15 protein-coding genes are annotated in these 20,704 nt (G+C 53.8%); 10 read left to right on the forward strand and 5 right to left on the reverse strand.

Features of this window, described 5'->3' with window-relative positions:
- Nucleotides 1-11: 11 nt before the first annotated feature.
- Nucleotides 12-1,172 carry a formylglycine-generating enzyme family protein gene (locus G6R38_RS01715; protein ID WP_206028426.1) on the reverse strand — a complete coding sequence of 387 codons (1,161 nt, stop codon included), beginning with the start codon at nt 1,170-1,172 and terminating at the stop codon, nt 12-14.
- 237 nt (nt 1,173-1,409) lie between these two features.
- Between G6R38_RS01715 and G6R38_RS01720 the strand changes: the two genes are divergently transcribed.
- Both G6R38_RS01720 and G6R38_RS01725 read left to right on the forward strand, forming a co-directional pair.
- Complete coding sequence (locus tag G6R38_RS01720) at nt 1,410-3,272, forward strand: di-heme oxidoredictase family protein (protein ID WP_166819958.1); 1,863 nt, start codon at nt 1,410-1,412, stop codon at nt 3,270-3,272.
- Nucleotides 3,273-3,277: 5 nt separating this feature from the next.
- Nucleotides 3,278-5,002 carry a rhomboid family intramembrane serine protease gene (locus G6R38_RS01725; protein WP_166819959.1) on the forward strand — a complete coding sequence of 575 codons (1,725 nt, stop codon included), beginning with the start codon at nt 3,278-3,280 and terminating at the stop codon, nt 5,000-5,002.
- A 10-nt stretch (nt 5,003-5,012) separates the two neighbouring features.
- Here G6R38_RS01725 and G6R38_RS01730 read toward each other — a convergent pair whose 3' ends face one another.
- Together G6R38_RS01730 and G6R38_RS01735 are read right to left on the reverse strand one after the other, a co-directional pair.
- A complete protein-coding gene (locus G6R38_RS01730) occupies nt 5,013-5,897 on the reverse strand; it encodes a uracil-DNA glycosylase (RefSeq protein ID WP_166819960.1) in 885 nt (294 codons plus the stop codon).
- A 479-nt stretch (nt 5,898-6,376) separates the two neighbouring features.
- Nucleotides 6,377-7,651: a Gfo/Idh/MocA family protein gene (locus G6R38_RS01735; protein ID WP_166819961.1), complete on the reverse strand. Its 1,275-nt coding sequence runs from the start codon at nt 7,649-7,651 to the stop codon at nt 6,377-6,379.
- Between the two features lie 492 nt (nt 7,652-8,143).
- On the opposite strand from G6R38_RS01735, the gene G6R38_RS01740 reads away from it, so the two are divergent.
- The 8 genes from G6R38_RS01740 (at nt 8,144) to G6R38_RS01775 (ending at nt 18,140) form a co-directional block, all read left to right on the forward strand.
- Entirely contained in the window at nt 8,144-9,454 is a 1,311-nt protein-coding gene (locus G6R38_RS01740) for a complex I subunit 1/NuoH family protein (protein WP_240928027.1), read from the forward strand.
- On the forward strand, nt 9,451-10,335 hold the full coding sequence (locus G6R38_RS01745) for an NADH-quinone oxidoreductase subunit J family protein (protein ID WP_166819962.1): 885 nt from the start codon (nt 9,451-9,453) through the stop codon (nt 10,333-10,335). The genes G6R38_RS01740 and G6R38_RS01745 overlap by 4 nt, the downstream gene beginning before the upstream one ends.
- 113 nt (nt 10,336-10,448) lie before the next feature.
- Nucleotides 10,449-10,763, forward strand: coding sequence for an NADH-quinone oxidoreductase subunit NuoK (gene nuoK / locus G6R38_RS01750; RefSeq protein ID WP_166819963.1), 315 nt, complete (start codon nt 10,449-10,451; stop codon nt 10,761-10,763).
- Nucleotides 10,764-10,834: 71 nt separating this feature from the next.
- Nucleotides 10,835-13,288, forward strand: coding sequence for an NADH-quinone oxidoreductase subunit L (gene nuoL, locus G6R38_RS01755; RefSeq protein ID WP_206028427.1), 2,454 nt, complete (start codon nt 10,835-10,837; stop codon nt 13,286-13,288).
- A gap of 76 nt (nt 13,289-13,364) precedes the next feature.
- On the forward strand, nt 13,365-14,993 hold the full coding sequence (locus G6R38_RS01760) for a complex I subunit 4 family protein (RefSeq protein ID WP_166819964.1): 1,629 nt from the start codon (nt 13,365-13,367) through the stop codon (nt 14,991-14,993).
- A gap of 98 nt (nt 14,994-15,091) precedes the next feature.
- Nucleotides 15,092-16,696 carry an NADH-quinone oxidoreductase subunit N gene (locus G6R38_RS01765; protein ID WP_166819965.1) on the forward strand — a complete coding sequence of 535 codons (1,605 nt, stop codon included), beginning with the start codon at nt 15,092-15,094 and terminating at the stop codon, nt 16,694-16,696.
- A 66-nt stretch (nt 16,697-16,762) separates the two neighbouring features.
- On the forward strand, nt 16,763-17,215 hold the full coding sequence (locus G6R38_RS01770; RefSeq protein ID WP_166819966.1) for a hypothetical protein: 453 nt from the start codon (nt 16,763-16,765) through the stop codon (nt 17,213-17,215).
- A gap of 130 nt (nt 17,216-17,345) precedes the next feature.
- On the forward strand, nt 17,346-18,140 hold the full coding sequence (locus G6R38_RS01775; RefSeq protein WP_240928028.1) for a TatD family hydrolase: 795 nt from the start codon (nt 17,346-17,348) through the stop codon (nt 18,138-18,140).
- A 30-nt stretch (nt 18,141-18,170) separates the two neighbouring features.
- On the opposite strand, the gene G6R38_RS01780 is transcribed toward G6R38_RS01775, so the two are convergent.
- Together G6R38_RS01780 and G6R38_RS01785 are read right to left on the reverse strand one after the other, a co-directional pair.
- Nucleotides 18,171-19,481 (reverse strand): ABC transporter permease, encoded by a 1,311-nt coding sequence (locus G6R38_RS01780; RefSeq protein ID WP_166819967.1) that lies wholly within the window; start codon nt 19,479-19,481, stop codon nt 18,171-18,173.
- Between the two features lie 106 nt (nt 19,482-19,587).
- Nucleotides 19,588-20,532 carry an ABC transporter ATP-binding protein gene (locus G6R38_RS01785; RefSeq protein ID WP_166819968.1) on the reverse strand — a complete coding sequence of 315 codons (945 nt, stop codon included), beginning with the start codon at nt 20,530-20,532 and terminating at the stop codon, nt 19,588-19,590.
- Between the last annotated feature and the right edge of the window lie 172 nt (nt 20,533-20,704).

Consider the following 20,704-nt stretch of genomic DNA (forward strand, 5'->3'; position numbering starts at 1 on the left):
ACGAGAGCCGATTATTGATCTCTTGATGACAGGGCCACCTTTCGTTCACGCATGGACGGAGTGAGTACACACCGGAATCCTGTGTGGAAGGCCCCGGTGTCGGCTTCGCCCTTCATCCGTGCGGAATTTCGGTAGCCGATACAGTATTGATCACTGCACATAAACGAACCACCACGTTGCACCCGTTTGATGATGTCGGGCTCCTGGGGATCGTAACTTTCGATCGGGCCCATCGGATTCCGACGAGGAGACCGTGAGTAGTAATTCGGCGTATAGAAATCCGCACACCATTCCCACACATTCCCAGACATGTCGTACAGGCCAACCGTGTTTGGCGGGAACGTTCCGACCGGGGCCGTGGATTCGAAACCATCGTCTGCGGAGTTGGTGATCGGGAAATCTCCCTGCCAAATGTTGTGCAGCCATTTGCCGTCCGGATTTCGTTCATTGCCCCAAGGGTAAATTTTCTCGGACAATGTGCCGCGAGCGGCGTATTCCCACTCGGCTTCGGTCGGTAACCGTTTTCCGGCCCACTCACAATAAGCGACGGCGTCTGGCCAAGACACGTGCACGACAGGATGATCCATCCGATCTTCAATGGAGGAATCCGGTCCGCTCGGGTGCCGCCAATTCGCTCCCGGAATGTAAGACCACCAACTGTACGCCCCTTTCTTCGGGTCATAGTCGCCGGTTTGGAATTTCGTGTTTAGGCAGACCGATCCCGGAAGATTCATATCCGGTCGAATTTCGACGTTCTTGAGCGGAGAATCGTCTTTGATGCTCAGCAATTCCGGCTCACGTTCAGATGTCGTTAGATATCCCGTCGCCTCAACGAATTTGGCGAACTCCCGGTTGGTCACTTCGTATTGATCCATCCAGAACCCGTCGAGTTCAACAGTGTGAGCCGGGCCTTCGTCGGGTTTACCGTTGTTGGTTCCCATTACGAATTCCCCACCAGGAATCCAAACCATGCCCGGTGGTGTTTCGGACGGTTCTTCGACAATGAGTCGGGAAGAACGACTCTTTGGTTGGCTGCGAACCGGCGTCTTGGGTTTCGGTTCCGATTCCGTTGCGTCCGCCACCGGCGCTACGGTCGGACCGAAGGCGGCAAACATCAGAAAACCGAACGAAAACGTCAATACAAATGCCAACGCGACGTGACGAATGGACATGGCGAGCCTGATCAATTCCAAGTCAAAACGAGTGAGGAGTCTTGGTTTGTTCTATTCTACGGTGGTTGCTCATTCATGATAACCGACAGCCTGCGATCTCGTCGCGAATCGGACGCAATTGATCGGCGAAAGCAGGCACGGCTTCTCCATCTTTGCAGAATCGATGCTCGTTTTGCTACCCTGCGATGGTCATTCCATCAGATGAAATCGATTCGAGCCAACAGAAGGATTGGAAGCATGAACCGGTACTCCCGAGTTTGCGGGCTGATATTGGCAACCGTTGCGGCACTCGTTCTGCCACGGGTTGGATGGACCGCTCAAGCCAATCGCATCATGGATATTGCCTCCGACGGCCGTTGGTTGGCATGCTCAAACCGAGATAACGGAACGGTCTCGGTCATCGATTTGCAGCAGCGAAAGACGATCCGGGAAATCAAAGTCGGCCCGAAACCGGAAGGCGTTTCGTTCATCGGCGACACGCACCAACTCGCTGTTGCCATCTACGCGACCGATGAAATTCTGGTGTTGAACACCGACAACGGAACCATTCAACATCGCATCGAAGTCTTTGACGAGCCTTATGGAATCGTCAGTGCGGCGGATGGCGAACGGATCTTTGTCACACTTGAATATCCTGGTCAGGTGATTGAGGTTGATCCGCAGGCGGCCAAGATCACGCGGACATTCGATGTCGGGCATCATCCGCGAGGGATTGCTCTCGATGAGTTCACGAACCGAATCTACATCACCGAATACTTGACCGGAACGGTTCGAGCCATCGACTTGGAGACAGGAGACGCACTCGACGAATGGCCTGGTGCCAGTACCGACAACTTGGCCCGACAACTCGTCCTACACCCGACGCTGCCCAAAATCTTCGTTCCACACATTCGCTCGAAAGTCTCCGCCAATCACGGCAATGGTTCGATTTTTCCATATGTCACCGTGTTGGACACGCGAACCGATCAAGACCGACGCAAAGCGCGGGTGCCGATGGATTCCTTTCGGGGCGTGCTCGTAACCGCGAACCCATGGGCCGGTGCGTTGACTCCGGATGGCTCACGGTATTACGTCGTGTTCTCCGGGACGGACGATATCTTCTCCTGCGAAGTGTTAGGTGACGACTACCGTGAACTTAGCTATCACGACTACTTCCAGACCGGACGCAATCCTCGCGATGTGCAAGTCTCGCTGGATGGCAAAGAGCTTTATGTCTACAACGCTTTGGACTTCAACATCACGGTCTATTCGACGGCCACTCACAAACTTCTTGGGAAAATCCCCGTCTGTGAGAACCCACTCAGTGACGAAATTTGGCGGGGAAAAGTATTGTTCTACTCGGCATTACAGCCGATGGCGTCTCGTCGATGGATCGCGTGTTCGAGTTGTCATCCCGACGGTGACCCCGACGGCCGAACATGGCAGAACCCCGAGGGCCTGCGAAACACCCAATCATTGGCCGGCATGGCCTGGACACATCCGATTCACTGGTCCGCCGACCGCGATGAAGTTCAAGACTTTGAACACACGATCCGTGGTCAACTCATGCAAGGACGAGGACTCTTTCGTGGACGTTTGAACGATTCGCTCGGCGCGACAAACCGTGGACTTTCCAAAGACTTAGATGCTCTTTCCGCGTATGCGAACACTCACAAATTCGCGATCAGCCCCCACGCTAAAAACGGGCTCAGTGAAGCAGCGAAACGCGGTCGCGATCTTTTCTACTCAAAAGAAACCCAATGTGCGAATTGTCATTCCGGGCCGTTTCTGACGGATTCGCTTTCGAACCCGAATTCCGATGGCAACTTTGTCCGCCACGATGTTGGCACCGGACTTGATGACCCGACCGAAGCCATGGGGCCCAAATACGACACGCCCACATTGCTAGGTGTCTATCGCACAGCACCGTACCTGCATCACGGAACCGCCAAGACGCTACGGGATGTCCTCACAACTGCCAACCCCAAGGATCAACACGGGCGAACCAGCCAACTCACCTCGGCGGAGATCACCGATCTCGTTGAGTTTTTGAAGTCGCTTCCCTACGAAGATCCCGAACCCGCAGCCCAGGCCGCGGGATTGCATCGGTTCGAGCGATAAATTTCATGACGCACCCGCAGCCACGTACCGACAGTCACACGCCGGGTTGGCGTGTGTGTCCACTGACAACCCTCGTCATCGGCATCGTCGTGATCGCTCATGCGGTCGTGTTGACGCTGCGTACCGGACAAAACCTGTCGATGCCAGATGCGTTGCAATCAAGTGGCGCGGTGGTCTGGCAGTCGGACTCAACTTACGCGGAGTTGCAAGGCCCGTTCGATCTTTGGCAGGGCGAATGGTGGCGGGTTCCTCTCACCACGTTGCATCATGCGTCGGTCTGGCAACTCGTTGTGAATGTCCTCGCATTCATCTACCTGGGCCGATTGATCGAACCAAAAGTGGACCGAAAAACTTATGCCTTCTTGATCGTTCTCGCACTCTTCGCTTTGCCACTCCCGAGGTTACTGCTGCAATCGACTTGGGAAACGTGGCTGCTCAAGCGGAATACATTCGGTCTGTCCGGCGTTGTTTTTGCGTTGTTCGGATTTGCCATCGCCATGCGTTCGCAGCGTTCGGAATTGGCCCGTTCAATCTCGCCGCAGGTGATCATGGTCTTCCTGGTGGCATTGTCGGCAGGACTTGTCTTTGTATCTCCCAAACGATGGCCAGTCGACAACCTGTCGCACATCTGCGGGATTCTTCTGGGCTGGAGTGTCGGTTTTGGCGTCGCAACCGGTCTCCGAAATCGCTTTCGACAGATCGTCGTTTTGGGTTTGTCTGGTGTGACGATCTACGCAGCCACGGCGGCCGTTTTGCATCCCGTTTGGAACGGACGCTACCAATGGTGGTTGGCAGAGAACAACTCCGATCCTTCCACGCGGTTGGAACACATCGAACTGGCGACAAAACGGGCCCCGCAATTCGCGTGGCCGTGGTATCTGCTAGCGGAACAGAAACTCGATGATGGTCAGCCGATGGAAGCTTGGCAGACAATTTTGGAAGGTTATCGACACAATAAGAATTTCGCCAAGACCACCGAACTTTCGCACCGCATTTGGAACCAATTTCAGACCTCGTCCGATCGGGAATCGGCGTTGCAAGAATTGCGGAAACAATTACCGACGTTGGACCTGACTCGTCAAGCTCTGATTCCCGGTGTGAGCTTGGCGGAACACTATGCAGCGACGGAACAACCGCTTCAGGCCTGGCATTCACTCTTAGGACACCTCGAGCAATCGACGGCGAAGCCAGAGAAGACCGACACGATCGAACGACTTGCCCGCAACGCGTGGTCTCAACTGAAAGACCCCACTCATCGGCAAGCCGTCCTGCATTCCATGGCCCTGAGAATGCGCAAACAACGCCGAGAGTGGCAGAAAAAACTGATCCCGAATCGTGATCTCATCACCTACTACCGCGAAGCCGGCGAACTGCTTTGGGCATGGGAGTGCATCATCGACGAGTTACGCAGGACTCCGGAGTCTCAGGAACTCTTGAGTGCCGCGCAAGATGTCTGGAGCGAACTCCCCACAGACACACGACGGCATCGTGCCCGACGAATCGTCGAAAAGACGTTTGGTCGCGACGCGAGCCTTTGGAAATGGCGACTCGGAATTCTCAAGGAAGAAGCACTCCATTCGATGCGACTGAATCAGCCCATCGTATTGCCATTGGAGTTTCTTGGAGAGAATCGATTGCAACAAGATGGGACTCCACGCCCTCAAGAGTTGTCCGCTCCCGCCATCGATGCGGATTCCCCAGAAAGTGCCATCGCTGGCCAAACCATTTGAGTTTTCGAATTCACGGGAGTTGGATGTCCATTTTTCGCATGAGCAACTGCATGTCCTCCCACACATCTTTCTTCGCCGACGGATTTCGCAGCAAATAAGAGGGGTGATAGGTACACATCACCTGGGCTTGGCCGTAAGTGAAGAATTGTTGTCGCAGGCGACCGACGGAACTTTTGGTGCCAAGTAAATTACGAGCCGCAACCGATCCCCAACACACGATAAACTCGGGAGCGACGATGCGAATTTGACCATCGAGATACTCCCGACAATTCGCCGCCTCTTGATCCGTGGGGTTTCGATTCATCGGCGGTCGACACCGCAGGATATTGCAAATATAGATTTCTTCGCGTGTCAGGGTGCAGGCTTTGATAATGCGGTTGAGTAGCTGTCCGGCGGCTCCAACGAACGGTTCGCCTTGCTCGTCCTCGTCACGCCCGGGAGCTTCACCAATGAACATCAGCCTCGCGGACGGATTCCCGATCCCAAACACGGTCTGCCGACGTGTGTCAGCCAATTCCTGACATCGCACGCAAGCCGCAACACGATTCGCAAGTTTCGCAAGTGCGGCCGGACGCTCCGCATCGTCCAACTCTCCCCAATTCCCAAGATCCGAAGCCGTTCCGCCGGAGTCTTCGCCAAACAGCGATTGCGAGGGGACCGTTTCCACCGCTGGATTGGACGGTGTTTCCAAGGTTGCTGCCACCTCAGGGACTTTCGGCAGTTCCACCACAGCTTGCTCGTTGACAGCCGGTTCCGTCGACGCAACGTCCGCAGTTCCTGGGAAGGTCAACACACGGTCAGCCAGCGGAAGATGCGTCAAACCCGCCCGCCGATAACTTTCAAGTTGTTGTCGAAGAGCTTGTCGAAGTTCGGAGATTCCTACCTCGTCATTCATGAGTGAACTTTCAGAAACCACAACCGCTCGTGACAAGCTGGCAGTTTTCTGACCAGTTTGGGAGACGGGATGCCAATTGGACAGTAATCGAATTTGCTGGAACTACGCAGTTTCACCAAACTAATGTTTTTCAGTCACAAAAACGAATGGCACGGCTCTTGCATATTCCCCGAATCGAAGGATGGAGCACTCGTTCAAGTTCAATCACGGATGGATGGAGACCGACCATGTTTTTCGATCTCGAAATGCTGACGATCTACTCAACTGCAGTCTTTAGCGGACTGATGTTCCTTTACATCGCTTGGCAAGAGCCGTCGGTGTGAGGCGGACATTGTCGCAAATCGAAACACTAAAGAACAAAAAACGACACAGACCGGCTCGGGCATGGTTGCTTTGCACGGCCAAGAGACCGCCAAGAACTCAAGTCGACCACGCGGCACGGATGCCGCTGCGGCTGACCTGAATCATCGGTAATATCGTTACGACTTGAGCGTCCACGGGCTGCGGTAGTCCCGCATCAATTCCTTGTTAGCTTGCTCGTCGTTCACGAACCGTTCCGCCTCCGCATCCCATTGGAGTTTGCGTCCGAGTCGGACCGCCAGGTTCCCCAAATGGCAGACCGTTGCGCTGCGGTGGCCAATCTCGACATCACAAATCGGTTTCTCTCGCGACTTGATGCAATCGAGGAAGTTCTGAACGTGATTGTTGCTCACGTAAAGCTCGACGTCACCATCGTTACGACCGTTTTCGACGATCTCGCCTGGTTCACTCCGTAGTTTTCCGCGATTGACGTAAATCTTGCCTTCGCTGCCAACGAACGTTGTGCCGGTCGGAATGTCTTTTTGTTTCTGTCCGACGATCAATTCCACACCGTTTGCATAGCGGTGAGTGATTCGGCAGGTTTCCGTCACCTCATGCCAACCTTTAGGATGGTAAGTCCCTTCGCCAACGATTTCGACTGGCCCCGTGTCGTCCGTTCCCATGCCCCATTGAGCAATATCAATGTGATGAGCTCCCCAGTTGGTCATCTGACCGCCAGAGTAGTCACGGAAAAACCGAAAATTGTAGTGCACCCGTTTTTTGTTGTACGGACGATTCGGTGCCGGTCCGAGCCAGAATTCGTAATCAAGTTCTTCCGGCGGCTCGCTGTTGGGCACGGGCTCGCCAGGGTGATTGGGGCCGGGAATCCCGACAAGAACAGTCTGAAGCTTGCCAATGTGGCCGGAGCGAACTAACTCACAAGCGGTTCGGAAGTTCTTGGCCGACCGTTGCTGCGAGCCGGTTTGAACAACCCGTTTGTGGGCACGAGCGGCCTCAACCATCAGACGGCCTTCACCAATGGTGAGTGAAAGTGGTTTCTCACAATAAACATCTTTACCGGCTTGGCATGCGTGGATCGTGGGCAGGGCGTGCCAATGGTCGGGCGTGGAAATGACGACGGCATCGATATCCGCCTGGTCGAGCAGTTCTCGATAGTCGGAAAACGTCTTGCATTTTCGCCCCTTGTCTTCGACCATCTTGGCCGCCTTGGCGAGGTGCGTTTGATCGACATCGCAAACCGCCCCGGCATTCTTGATAAATCGTCCCAGATTGCCACGACCTTGCCCCCCGACGCCGATATGCCCGGTCACGATGCGTTCGTTAGCACCGAAAACGCTCGCGGGAACGAACATCGGCATAGCGACCGCGCTCGCAGCGGCAGCACTGGATTTCAAGAATTGGCGGCGGTTCAAACCATTCGTCTGGGACGTCATCAAGTTCTCCCTTGCGTGCGTGTTTCTCTCGGACGATTGGCCTTCAAGTCTCCGACTTTTTCATCGGATCGCCTTCAACCTCTTGGTGATCGCGAAGGCGAGGACAATTCACTACGACCAACGACATCGAAGACAACCGCCAGGTCGTAGTTTGGCGGTTTGAAAGTTTGAATGCAAACGAGCCCAGGCCAGGACTTTGGCGATCCGTTGTTTCCGCAATCTCCCAAACATCACCGAACTTTTTTCCAGCAGATTGAGTGAGCAGCGAAAAAAGCACCTGTTCTTCGGTTCCCACAAGGCCGAAGTCGCCGTAGTGAAAAATAAACCAGGCGAGCGGTCGCAAAATGGTATCAAATCGGTGTTTGGGTCCCTTGAATCCGGCAAGAGGTTTTGGCATAGTTCACCCGATTGTTGTCGACGACTACCGAAACTCTTGGGAATCGAGCAACATTCAAATCATTGATCCACTCCTCGCCAAGACGGCTGATCGTAATGGATTATTTAGCATTGTTCGCGGCCGAAACCCCATCCTCAATTGCGGAGATGGACCGCTTGCCGATCTGTGGCTGCTCGGTCAGTCCGACTGTGGCGGCGATCATTGCAGCGTTGTTCCACGCGGGCGCACTCTTCGCAATTTTTGGATTGGCACCGTTCGCTTTTATCTGGGCCGAACGAAAAATTTCGGGCCGAATTCAAGACCGCCTTGGACCGACACGGGTCGGTGGCCGATTCGGTTGGCTTCAAAGCCTCGCCGATGGAATCAAGCTGATCCAAAAAGAGGACTTGGTCCCCAGTGCCGCCGATTCCATGTTGTTTCGCATGGCACCGTATTTGGTCTGCATTGCCTCATTCAGTGCTTTTATGGTGCTGCCATTTAGTGATGGTTGGATCGCGGTTTCCTCGGACATTGGGCTATTTGTGCTCGTCGCCATTCTCTCGCTCGAAGTTTTCGGCGTCATCATGGCGGGCTATTCTAGTGGTTCGAAGTGGTCCCTGTTCGGTGGGATGCGAGAAGCCGCCCAGATGGTCAGCTATGAAATTCCACTCGCAATCTGTGCATTGATCCCGATTGTTGCTGTCGGCACGCTCGATTTGAATCGAATCGGTAACTATCAAGACGGTTGGTTGACCAACTGGCTGATTTTCCACGACCCGTTCACGTTCATTGGGTTCTTCGTGTACTTCACGGTCGCGACCGCCGGTTGTAAGCGGGCTCCGTTCGACTTGGCGGAAGCGGAAAGTGAACTGGTCGGCGGTTTCCACACGGAATACAGCGGCATGCGTTGGTCGTTCTTCTTTATGGGCGAATATGCCAGCATGTTCCTCGTGAGTGGTGTCGCCGCCGTTCTGTTCCTCGGTGGATGGAACAGCGGACTGGCTCCATTGGAAGCAGGACTGGACTCCCTTGCCGCCAACGCTGGGCAATCAATTTCCTGGCTCTCTGGGTTTAATCCACTGGCTTACCTCGTGAATGTCGTGGGCTTGGTGATCTTTCTGACAAAAGCAGCACTCTTGGTGATTGTGCAAATCTGGGTGCGATGGACGTTCCCACGACTCCGAATCGACCAGGTGATGACAACCTGCTTGAAGTACCTCGTGCCAATGAGTTGCTTTCTGTTCCTTGGTGCAACCGTGTGGCCGTTGGTTGTCGGAAACCGAACGATGATGGGTCTCGGGTCGCCGCAAGGTGAGCTGGCTCCCAAAGAAGTATCTCAAGTCGAGACAGCCGAGCAATCCACCACTCAAGCGACATCAGTCCATGTTGCCGGTGTGGTGGCAGAAGGGGCGGCGAAATCACAATGATTGAACTATTCTTTTACTACTTCTTCGCGACATTTGCCGTCGTTGGCGCGTTATTCGTCGTGATCAACCAAAACGTCGCACGAATGGCGTTTTGGCTAATCGTCTCGCTGGGCTCGACCGCTGCGTTGTTCTTCTTGATGCACGCAGACTTCGTCGGTGCCACGCAATTGCTCATTTACGTTGGCGGTACTCTCGTTCTGCTGATTTTCGGTGTGATGCTCACGTCAAGTGAGCCACTCCTGCGAATTCGTATGTCGATGGGAGACCTTGTCATCGCGGGTGCGGTTGGTTTTCTGTTCCTGGCGATGATCAATTTCACGGTGTCCGCCGTCCGTTGGGACCGGCTCACACTTCGTCAAATCCGTGTCGATCTGCAGACAGTCGAAGAGCACGCGACCAAGCGAATTGACTCTTTGAATTCCAAAGAGGATCAAGAAGAAGCTCGCAAACGCCTCGATGAATTCATATCGCTGTTTTCAGAGTCTTTCGTCGCGACGAAGGCCGATCCGTCACTGTACGTCCTGTCGAACGGTGCCGAATTGGAACCGCGTCAAGAGGCGATGCTCTTGAACTATATGCGAACCGAAGGCGGGCTGACCTTCTCTCCGGAAACGGAACGAGGCGGTACTGGACGCCCCATCGGTTTGGCACTTTTAGGGTCGCGTCCGGATCAGGATCTCGATCGCTCCGACGATTACCCAACCATCAGCCCCGGTTACTCGAGTCGTACAAGCCGAAAAACGCTTGATTCTTCAGTCACCAACGAACCCGATCTTTCGACCGGATATTTGCTGCCGTTCGAAATTGCTTCGGTTCACTTGTTAGTTGTTCTGATCGGTGCCGCGTATCTCGCTCGAGCCAAGCGTCGAGTCGAAACTTAACGTTTTCGTGTGGCATCAATGCTGTCACCAAGATTCAAATGCCAATCACCCCAGGACTTTTCATCCCCACACTCGACTCCAACGGTCGTGATCCGGTCTAAAGGATTTTTTCGATGGAATCTGCTGTCGGACTCAATGGTTACCTGTCCGTGGGAGCCGTTTTGTTTGTTGCCGGTGTCGTTTGCATGGCAACCAAACGCAACGGTATCGGTGTGTTGATGGGTGTTGAATTGGTGCTTAACGGTGCCAATATCAACTTCGTGGCATTTTCCAAGTTCACTCCGTTGGGTTTGGACGGCCAAATCATTTCGCTATTTGTCATCGTTTTGGCGGCAGCCGAAGCCGCGGTGGCATTGGCGATTGCCCTCAACTTTTACAACAATCACCTCACGATTGATGTCGACCAGGGAGATGACCTGGAAGGCTAACTCCGGGGCCGAACCGCCCCTTAAGATTCTCCCCGAAAACGCAACCGGACAGAACCGTCTGGAAAACTTTTATGAACGCTCCCGACATTATCTACGTTCTGCTAATGATCGCGTGGCTGTTGCCGCTGTTGGGCTTCGCGATCGAAGTCTTCGGTGGCTATTGGCAATCGGGACGGCAAAGCCGAACTGCTGCCAAAATGGCGGTTGGCTGCATCGCGACCGGCTTCGTCGTGAGTGTGGCCGCATTCGTCGTTTGGGGAAATCACACCGGATGGCAAGCCTTCGCCAGCACCGGTCACGATGAACACCATGCAGAACACGCAGACGAGCATACGCACGGCGACGGTGAAGATCACGCCAATCACAATCATGCCGATGAGGAAGAGCACACAGAGCCGAGTCCTGCGGTCGCGGAAAAACCAGACGCGGTTGCCCACACTTACGCGGATCCTCATCAGCCGATCAGCGGCGTCATGTATACGCTCGCAAAGTTTGGTTCGTTGAACTTGTCGATGGAATACTACATCGACAGTCTCACCATTCTGATGTTCATGATGGTCACTCTGATCGCCACGTGTATTCACGTCTTCGCGATCGGATACATGAGTGATGAACTCACTGATGACTATGTCGATCACCACGCACATACACGCGATGGCAAACATGTCCATCGCCCTGGGCGTTTCTACCGTTTCTTCAGCTATCTGTCCCTGTTCTGCTTTTCGATGCTGGGAATTGTCATCGCCGGCAATATCTTCCAGGTCTTCGTCTTCTGGGAGCTGGTCGGGATCAGCAGTTACTTGCTCATCGGTTTTTACGTCGAACGGAAGACTGCCAACGTCGCGGCCAACAAAGCGTTCATCATGAACCGCGTCGGCGACTTCGGTTTTTTGATTGGTTTGATGGTCGTCTGGACCTACTTCGGCACATTTAGCTTCGGTGGACTCCAAGACGCTGAGAGTGACGAGAAATCTCCCGGTGTGTTCGCAATGGTGCGAGATGCCGACGGGGGTCTGACGGTCGAAAAGCAGGAAGATGGAACATCCGTCGTTGTCTTGCATGACGGCACGGACAGCGGCCAGGAAGAACACCGAACGATTCCCTATTGGCTCTTGGTTGTTGTGGGCTTGGGAGTCTTCGGTGGCTGCGTCGGTAAGAGTGCTCAGTTCCCGCTGCAAACCTGGCTACCGGACGCGATGGAAGGTCCGACGCCGGTATCAGCACTTGTCCACTCCGCAACGATGGTCGCCGCCGGTGTTTATCTCGCTGGGCGATTCTACCCGATGTTTACAGCCGAGGTATTGCTAGTTATTGCCTATGTCGGCTGTATCACACTGTTCTTGGCGGCGACGATTGCAATCGTTGCCACCGACATCAAGCGAGTGCTCGCTTATTCGACGATCAGCCAACTTGGCTACATGATGCTCGCAATCGGAGTTGCAGGTTGGGGAGCTGGACTCTTCCACCTAATCACACACGCCTTCTTTAAGTCTCTGATGTTTCTCTGTTCGGGGAGCGTGATTGTCGCCTGCCATCACGAGCAAGAAATGACAGAGATGGGCGGTCTTCGCAAGAAAATGCCCATCACGGCTTATGCAATGTTAGTGGGTGTCATCGCGATTGCAGGTTTGGCAATTCCACCAGACTTGTTCACAGTGGCGGGCAATCCGATTTCGTTCTCGGGATTCCACTCGAAGGACGCCATTGTTGCGACCTCCTTGGCTCATACCCAGCTAAACCCGGTGCATTTCCTGTTGTTCCTCGTACCGCTTGTTACCGCTGGAATCACAGCGTTCTACATGTTTCGGTTGTGGTTCATGACGTTCGCCGGCAAGCCGCGAAATCAGCATGTCTACGATCACGCTCATGAGAACCCATGGGTGATGGCGGGGCCACTCGTCGTCCTAGCTGTTTTTGCTGCCTTCTGTGCAGTTGGCGGTGAGAGCGGACCACTGTACCAAATGATTGCGAGCAGTGAGCCTGCTGGTGTTCACGCAGGCTTGGAGAACGCCGGGCGATTTGGCCAAATGAATTTGCCGGGGCACGGTATTATCCACGATGTTCATGCTCAGGCCGGTCGCTATGCGTTGATTTCGGCAGTCGCGGGTGCGGTTCTTGCCTATCTCCTTTATGGCTGGGGAATTGTGAATCCCGCGGAGATCAAACGACAACTCGCTGGTTTGCATCATTTCCTCGTCGAGAAATGGCAATTCGACCGACTGTACGATGTCCTTTTTGTCCGTCCTGTGCATGTGATCGCCGCCGGCATTGCTTGGATCGACCGGACAATCATCGACGGAATTATTCATGGTTTTGCCAAGGTCGCAGTCGCTGTTTCTCGCTGGGATCGTTGGTTTGACGAGAAGGCGATCGACGGGTTGGTCAACGTCGTTGGCGACACGACTTACTCCGTCGGTCGATCGCTAAGCCATGTGCAGACGGGACGCATGCGGCAGTATGTCATGTTCATTGCCGTCGGCGTGTTGGCATTGTTCGTATTAATGTTCGCCATGTATCCCGCGTAAGTTCTGCGTTGAAGATGCAGTCCGTAGTTGCTGACATTCAGACAATTCACAGATTAGACAACGGAACCAAATCGTCATGGGACCCGCTTTCCTACTCACCGCTATCATCTTCTTGCCGACGATCGGTGCCATTCTTCTCTGTCTGCATGATCGAGAATCGGAAAGTACGATGCGGCTCACTGCATTGTACACAACCATTTTCACATTCGGCGCAACACTCCTGCTGTTGACGTCATACTACGACCCCGCCGAACCAGGCATTCAGCCAATCGTCAAGAGCGGGGAAGAAATCGTACAACGTGGGGTGTCCTACGAATGGATCGCCAGTTGGAACATTTACTTCCGACTAGGTTTTGATGGTATTAGCCTGCCGTTGATTTTGCTGACAAGCTTCATCAGCGTCCTCGCGATGTTGGCGTCATGGAGTATCAAGAAACACGTTCGCGGCTATCTAATTCTGTTCCTACTCCTCGAGACTGGAATGCTCGGGGTGTTTCTCGCTCTCGACTTCTTCCTGTTCTATGTGTTCTGGGAAGTGATGCTGTTACCGATGTACTTCCTCATCGGCGTGTGGGGGGGCACCCGCAAAGAATATGCGGCCATCAAGTTCTTCCTTTACACACTCGCGGGCAGTGTGTTGATGCTAATCGCGATGTTGATGTTCTACTTCGGAACCGAGCAGAACTTCAACTTGATGGAACTGGCAGCGATGGCTGAGCGGGCTGAAGCCGGCACCATCTTCGCCAACCCAACGTTGCAAGTGACGGCCTTTATCCTGTTGTTTATCGGTTTCGCAATTAAAGTTCCGACGTTCCCCTTCCACACCTGGCTGCCCGATGCGCACGTTGAAGCACCGACTCCGATCAGTATGATCCTTGCCGGTGTCCTTTTAAAAATGGGTGGCTACGGGCTCCTGCGAATTGCGTTTCCTCTTTGTCCATATGGAACGCAAGCCGCTGCCTGGACGCTGGTGTTCATCGGGGCGTTTAGCATCATCTATGGTGCGTTTGCTGCGATGGCCCAAACAGACTTCAAACGCTTAGTGGCATACAGCTCCGTGAGCCACATGGGTTATGTGATCGTTGGCCTAGCGATTTGGAAGATCAACGAATCGACCGGTGCCACGGAAAACATGAACTTCTGGCACATGGGTATCAATGGTGCCATGTTCCAAATGATCGCTCACGGGATTTCCTCAGCGGGGATGTTCTTCATGGTCGGGGTTCTTTATGACCGCGTCCATCACCGGAACCTAAACGAGTTTGGCGGGATCGCCGGTATCATGCCACTTTACAGTGGTCTAGCAGCCGGACTGTTCTTCGCCGGGCTAGGACTCCCTGGCCTATGTGGCTTCATCGGGGAAGTGTTCGTCACACTCAGTAGTTGGAGCTACGCCCCAGGATTGGCCGTGGTGGTTGCCTCGGGTGTGATTCTGACGGCGGGCTATATCTTGTGGACACTCCAACGGGTTTTGCTAGGCCCGGAGTACTTAGGTCCCCACCGTGAAGCTCTCGTGCCTATGAATCGTCGAGAGATTTTCGTTGCGAGCGTGTTGCTCGTCAGTGCAATTGTGTTGGGCGTTTGTCCGTTCCTCATGTTCGACATGATGGAAGGCTCAACCGATCAACTTGCCGAATCGATGGCGAAGGGCTACCAAGCCGCTTTGCAATACGTTGAAGAAGCCGCGACGGCCATGACTCCGTAGCCACTCCTGAGTGTCAACTGATTCACCAATTACTTTCGTTGAGTTGACTCCGTGGTCATGCGGACGACTCGGCTTTCCATAATGCGGAACATTTTTCGATGAGCTTTTCGGACCTGATCGATCGACTTGTCTCGAACACAGTGAATCACTCGCTCGGAATGTTCGCCCCCGAGTTGATTCTGTGTGCCTCGGTGATTTTATTGCTGCTGGCTCGATTGATTGATCTCGATCGAAAATTGCCAAGTTATTGGATTGCCATGACGGGTGTCGTTGTGGCATTCGCCGTCGCCTTGATGAATTTTTGGAACTCGCCTGGCGTTGGCCAAACGGAGTTGTTTACCGGATTGCTCGTTTACGACCAATTCACGTTGTTCTTCCGCTTGTTTCTGCTGTTGTTCCTGGTTCTCGTCATTTCACTGACGGTCCTCAGCGGTGTCCCAGACAACGAAGATGGCCCCGACTTTTACTCACTGCTGATCGGTTCCACGATCGGTATGATGCTAATGGTTGAGGCGAACCATCTGCTGATTCTGTTCCTCGGCGTCGAAATGACGAGTGTCCCGAGTTACGCAATGGTCGGTTTTCTCAAAGGACGCCGAAAAAGTAGTGAAGCATCCTTCAAGTACGTTGTGTATGGTGCCGGGGCAGCCGGAGTCATGCTTTACGGCTTGAGTCTGTTGGGCGGTATGCTTGGCACGGCGAATCTCCCGGAGATGGCAGCGAAATTCGCGTTGGTGATCGATAGTGACGCCACGATGGGCACACCGGAGCTGCGAACGCTTGCTTTGGGTATCATGATGGTTGTGGTCGGACTGGCCTTCAAACTGTCTTTGGTACCGTTTCACTTTTGGTGCCCAGACGCCTTCGAAGGTGCAGCAGCCGAAGTCGCGGGGTTCTTGTCAATTGCATCGAAAGCTGCTGCCTTCGCATTGCTCGTTCGGTTCTGCTTGGTTTTTGTTGGCACAGAGACGAGTGCTCTTGGACCGTTGACACTCGCACTTGGCATCGGGCTGGGCATCATTGCCGTCGTGACCACCACGTTCGGCAACCTCGCTGCCTACTCCCAAACTAACGTCAAACGTCTGCTTGCCTATTCGACGATTGCTCACGCTGGTTACATGTTGATGGCCGTTTCTGCGATGCTCGTCGTGCTCTATGGCAACCAACCAAATGCTACTTACGAAGCGACCCGATGCATTGGTGGATTGCTATTCTATCTTGTCGTCTACCTCTTCATGAACCTGGGTGCGTTCGCAGTAGTCGCGTTGATCCGTAATCAGATCTTCAGCGAAGAGATTGAAGACTACCGCGGTCTTGCCTGGGAAGCCCCGGCATTGTGTGTCTGCATGTTGATCTGCTTTTTCAGTCTCGTCGGTCTCCCGCCTTTGGGTGGATTTTTCGGTAAGTGGTACATCTTCGCGTCACTCTACCAAGCGACTTCTGTCCATTGGTCGATGTGGGTGCTGCTTGTTGTCGGTGGGTTGAATACGGTGTTCAGCTTGTTCTACTATCTTCGAGTGCTGAAGGCGATGTTCATTGAAACTCGTCCCGCTCAAGCCCGTTCGGTCAAGATGCCATCGTTCTCCTCACCGGTGTTCTATGTCAGCATGATTACCGCGCCCGTTGTGCTACTGGGCACGATCGGCTGGTTGATGGATGGCTTGAGTAACAAAGTCCGCGAAGTGGCCGGCGTGCTATTCTAATTTGACGAAACCGCCATCGAAGGTTGCTCCTCGAATTCGCTTTCAGCTGCATTGGAATTGTTCGCCATGGCCAACTCGGAACTTCATGCCCACGTCAATCGATTGCTAATCGATTTACACCGAAGTCTGCTTCAGTACGTTGGTGAATGCTGGCCGTGGACAGACAACAAGTCCGCTGAAGAACGAGCGATTATTGCCGATCTGGTGGTACGGCAACGTCGACAAATCGAGCAACTGGCCGACTATCTGCGTGAATCTGATTGGTTGACTGACTTCGGCAGCTACCCCACCGAATACACCAATCTGCACTATGTGGCCTTGGACTACTTGCTGAACCAACTCGTGGAAAGTGAAGTCGCGTTGCTTCATCAAACCAATCAAGTGTTGGCACAAGCGCAGTCCTGCCCGGAGTTGGCTCAGTTGCTTGGGCGTGTGCACGCGGAAGAGCAGGCAATGGTCGCTGAACTTCGCAAACTGGCGTCGCAATCAACACAGGCATCATGGGTGCAAACGCGCTAGACTGGCTTGCGGTCGTTGATGCCTGAGGAGAACTTGAAAATCGTTCTTGTTCCTCGACTTCTCAAAACAAAGCCTGCGACAAACGAATGTCAACTACTCTCGGCAATCTGAGTGAGTTCATTGAGGTGAGATGCGACGGATGGAGTTAATCGATACTCACGCGCATCTCGATGCTGATGCCTTTTCCAATGATTTGGAAGCGATCATCGAGCGGGCCGCTAGTGTTGGCGTTGTGCAAATCTTGACGATTGGGATCGACATCGAAACCAGTCGCAATGCGTTTCGACTAGCCGAGCAGTTTGTAAACGTGTTTGCTGTCGTTGGGATTCAGCCCAACTACGCCAGCACAGCGAAACCAAGCGACATGGTCGAGATCGCTGAAATGTGTACCTCACCGAATGTTGTCGGCATTGGCGAGACGGGGCTCGATCGCTACTGGGATTATGCCCCAATTGAACTTCAGCGAGAGTACTTTCAAAAGCATTTGGAACTCGCGGCGAAAACCGGCTTGCCGTTTGTCGTGCACTGCCGAGATGCGGAAGCCGAAGTCGTTGAGGAACTTCAGAAATTCGCCAAGGGCAAGCCTCTAGCCGGATTGATGCACTCATTCTGTGGCGACCAGCAGACCGCCGATGCGTGTCTGGAATTAGGGATGCATTTTTCTTTTTCTGGCATGCTGACTTACAAGAAGAACCGAGAACTACGCGACATCGCGAAAGGGTTACCGCTCGACCGTTTGTTGGTGGAGACGGATTCCCCGTATCTCGTCCCGACCCCCAAGCGGGGCAAAGAGAAACGCAACGAACCCGCGTATGTCGCTTACACCTGCGAGAAACTCGCGGAAGTGCATGGTCTCAGTTTGTCAGCGATGGCGGACCAGACGACTCAGAACGCTAGGGCATTGTTTCAACTCCCGTCCGTATAAGCACCGCCTGGAAGTCCGCATTCGTGACCGCTACTGAAAGCGGCGGAACTTCCAAATTCCGACGCCGAAAAAGCCGATCGAAAACAACACGAGCACACCGCAACAACGGGCGACTAAGCCCAGATCGGCCGTTGATTGTGTCAAGATGTTGTCGTATGCGATCAAGGCCCATCCGTGCGGTGTGAATAGACTGACAATCTGCATCTCCGGTGACAGCCAATCGCGAGGGAGAAAACAACCGCTCAAACTCGCCAAGAGAATCACGAACGCTGTCGCATAGGCGGACACTTGGGAATCACTCCGCACGATTGTTGAAATCATCAGCCCTAACGCCGTGGCTGAGAGCGACGTCGCTAACAAAATTGGCAAGATCAACAGTGGTTGTGCGCCCCAAGACATATTGAAGAGCAACCGTCCGAACAGGAACAACAGAGTTGTTTGGATGATCGACAGGATGAAGAACGGCAGTGTCTTTCCCACCAGGACATGCACCGGCGACACCGGTGCGAGACGCAGTCGTCGGAGCGTGCCGAGTTCGCGTTCTTCAAGAAACGAACGGGCCATGATGTTGACGAGGAAGAATACGAACATCACGGTGAAACCCGGAACGATTTCGTCATAAATTCGGCTGGCCCCGCTGTCCTCGGGTTCGAGTTCCTCGGCGGGAAGCCGCTCGATTGGTGGTTGGTCGAGTTCAGCTTCCAACTCCTCACAGCGAACCCGAATTCGGGTGCGGATTTGTCCGCCGTTTTCGCATAACGCATAGGGCGCTGTTTCAGCTCGTACGATATCCCACACGAATTGTTCGATCAGCGCATGCCGGCTGGATTCTTCCGCGTCGCTACTGAGGGTGATATCCATGCGGGCTAGTTGTTCGGCGGGAGTCCCTTCTTCGACACCCAGGAACACACTTGCATCGAGTTGCATCATGTCCGCGTAGAAGTCCGGACCGAATTCCATCACCATAGCCGCCTTTTCATCGGCGTCGTTCTTGAGTCCCTGCTTGAGTCGCTGGAGCATTTGCGGGTCGTCTTCGCGGATGAGCCGCACACCTTCGCGTATCTGAAACGAATTGACGATCTTGCTGACCACATTGCGGGCTTGCAAACGGGATCGTTCATCCAGTTCCGGATCGTCATAAATCGATTCGATCGACTCGTAATCCACCTGATCGCTGTAAGCGACCGTCAACATTTGATTTTTGTTCTGCCACCCCAGCATTTTGCCAGTCGTCAGCCCGATAATCGTGATGAAAATCATCGGGAAGACAAGCAGCACCACCAATGCTCGCCGATCCTGCATGAGCAGATGAATGTCCTTGCGAGCGATATGCCAAAACATTGTTGGGTGACTTTTCGGTAAGGAGGGAGTTGGGGATTCGGTGTCGGAGATCATTCGTGAGGGGACACTGCCAAGAATAGCACGCTCTGCGTTGGACGCAAAAAAGTCAGTCGCGGAGTCGCCGACCGGTCAGGTCGAGGAACAGACGTTCCAAGTTCGGATCCTGAGTTTCGACGGCTCGCAGCGGAATTTGGTGGTCATTTAAATAGCGAGTGATCTGCATCAGCGTTTCATTGAGTCGATCGTTCTCTCGTGAAACAATCAAAGTCAATTCGCCATCATCCCCGGCACTCGTGTCCACGACTTCGGCGAGTTGTTGGAGTTCATGGGGAATTTGCCGATCCTTTGGGGTGATGCGGAAACAAAGGTCGGCACTCATTCGCGAAAGGAGTTCTCTCAACGTATCGCAAGCCAGGAGTTTGCCCTGATCAACGATCGCGACCCGATCACACAGGGCTTGCACCTCTTCCATGTAGTGACTGGCATAAATGACCGCGACCCCTTCGTCCCGAAGTTGGCGAACGCAATCGAGCAAATGGGCCCGAGATTGCGGATCGACGCCGACAGTCGGCTCGTCCAAAATCAACAGTTGCGGGTGATGGAGCAGGGCGATCCCGAAATTCAATCGGCGTTTCATTCCGCCGGAATACTCTTGCGAACGACTGTCGGCACGTCCGGTCAAACCGGTTCGCTCCAGGGACGACGCAATCCGACGTTCGAGTTCGGCCCCTTTCAGTCCGTAGAGTTTGCCGAAGAAGTTCAGGTTTTCCCACGCCGTGAGCTCCGGATAGACAGCGAGATCCTGAGGAACCACGCCGAGAGTCGCTCGAAGCTCACGAGCCTCGGGCACTAACGGTTGGCCGTTCAGGCGTACCTCGCCAGCGTCCGCTGAGAGCAGACCGGCAATCATCATCATCGTGGTCGACTTCCCGGCACCGTTCGGCCCGAGCAACCCGAATATCTCACCAGCATTCACTTGAAAGCTGATGTCGTCGACGGCCAGAAAATCGCCGTACCGCTTTTGAAGATGGGACACTTCCAACAGATGCATGGATTCGCCTTCAAAGTCCTAAGGTGCCCGGCATTCTAGAGTTTGCGGAGTGAATCTGTCGAGATGACCGAACGAGCATGCCCCCTTTTTTAAGCCGAGTGTGCTTCCATCGGTAGCACGCGTGTCAATTTCATGCGCAAGAATTCCACTATACGAAACACTGAGGGACAAC

Source organism: Thalassoroseus pseudoceratinae, from assembly GCF_011634775.1.
Taxonomy (GTDB): domain Bacteria; phylum Planctomycetota; class Planctomycetia; order Planctomycetales; family Planctomycetaceae; genus Thalassoroseus; species Thalassoroseus pseudoceratinae.

What these genes read in the sequence shown, in the direction of transcription:
- G6R38_RS01715 (WP_206028426.1), bottom strand. Translation starts at nt 1,172, where the DNA reads ATGTCCATTCGTCACGTCGCGTTGGCATTTGTATTGACGTTTTCGTTC.
- G6R38_RS01720 (WP_166819958.1), top strand. Translation starts at nt 1,410, where the DNA reads ATGAACCGGTACTCCCGAGTTTGCGGGCTGATATTGGCAACCGTTGCG.
- G6R38_RS01725 (WP_166819959.1), top strand. Translation starts at nt 3,278, where the DNA reads ATGACGCACCCGCAGCCACGTACCGACAGTCACACGCCGGGTTGGCGT.
- G6R38_RS01730 (WP_166819960.1), bottom strand. Translation starts at nt 5,897, where the DNA reads ATGAATGACGAGGTAGGAATCTCCGAACTTCGACAAGCTCTTCGACAA.
- G6R38_RS01735 (WP_166819961.1), bottom strand. Translation starts at nt 7,651, where the DNA reads ATGACGTCCCAGACGAATGGTTTGAACCGCCGCCAATTCTTGAAATCC.
- G6R38_RS01740 (WP_240928027.1), top strand. Translation starts at nt 8,144, where the DNA reads ATGGATTATTTAGCATTGTTCGCGGCCGAAACCCCATCCTCAATTGCG.
- G6R38_RS01745 (WP_166819962.1), top strand. Translation starts at nt 9,451, where the DNA reads ATGATTGAACTATTCTTTTACTACTTCTTCGCGACATTTGCCGTCGTT.
- nuoK (WP_166819963.1), top strand. Translation starts at nt 10,449, where the DNA reads ATGGAATCTGCTGTCGGACTCAATGGTTACCTGTCCGTGGGAGCCGTT.
- nuoL (WP_206028427.1), top strand. Translation starts at nt 10,835, where the DNA reads ATGAACGCTCCCGACATTATCTACGTTCTGCTAATGATCGCGTGGCTG.
- G6R38_RS01760 (WP_166819964.1), top strand. Translation starts at nt 13,365, where the DNA reads ATGGGACCCGCTTTCCTACTCACCGCTATCATCTTCTTGCCGACGATC.
- G6R38_RS01765 (WP_166819965.1), top strand. Translation starts at nt 15,092, where the DNA reads ATGAGCTTTTCGGACCTGATCGATCGACTTGTCTCGAACACAGTGAAT.
- G6R38_RS01770 (WP_166819966.1), top strand. Translation starts at nt 16,763, where the DNA reads ATGGCCAACTCGGAACTTCATGCCCACGTCAATCGATTGCTAATCGAT.
- G6R38_RS01775 (WP_240928028.1), top strand. Translation starts at nt 17,346, where the DNA reads ATGCGACGGATGGAGTTAATCGATACTCACGCGCATCTCGATGCTGAT.
- G6R38_RS01780 (WP_166819967.1), bottom strand. Translation starts at nt 19,481, where the DNA reads ATGTTTTGGCATATCGCTCGCAAGGACATTCATCTGCTCATGCAGGAT.
- G6R38_RS01785 (WP_166819968.1), bottom strand. Translation starts at nt 20,532, where the DNA reads ATGCATCTGTTGGAAGTGTCCCATCTTCAAAAGCGGTACGGCGATTTT.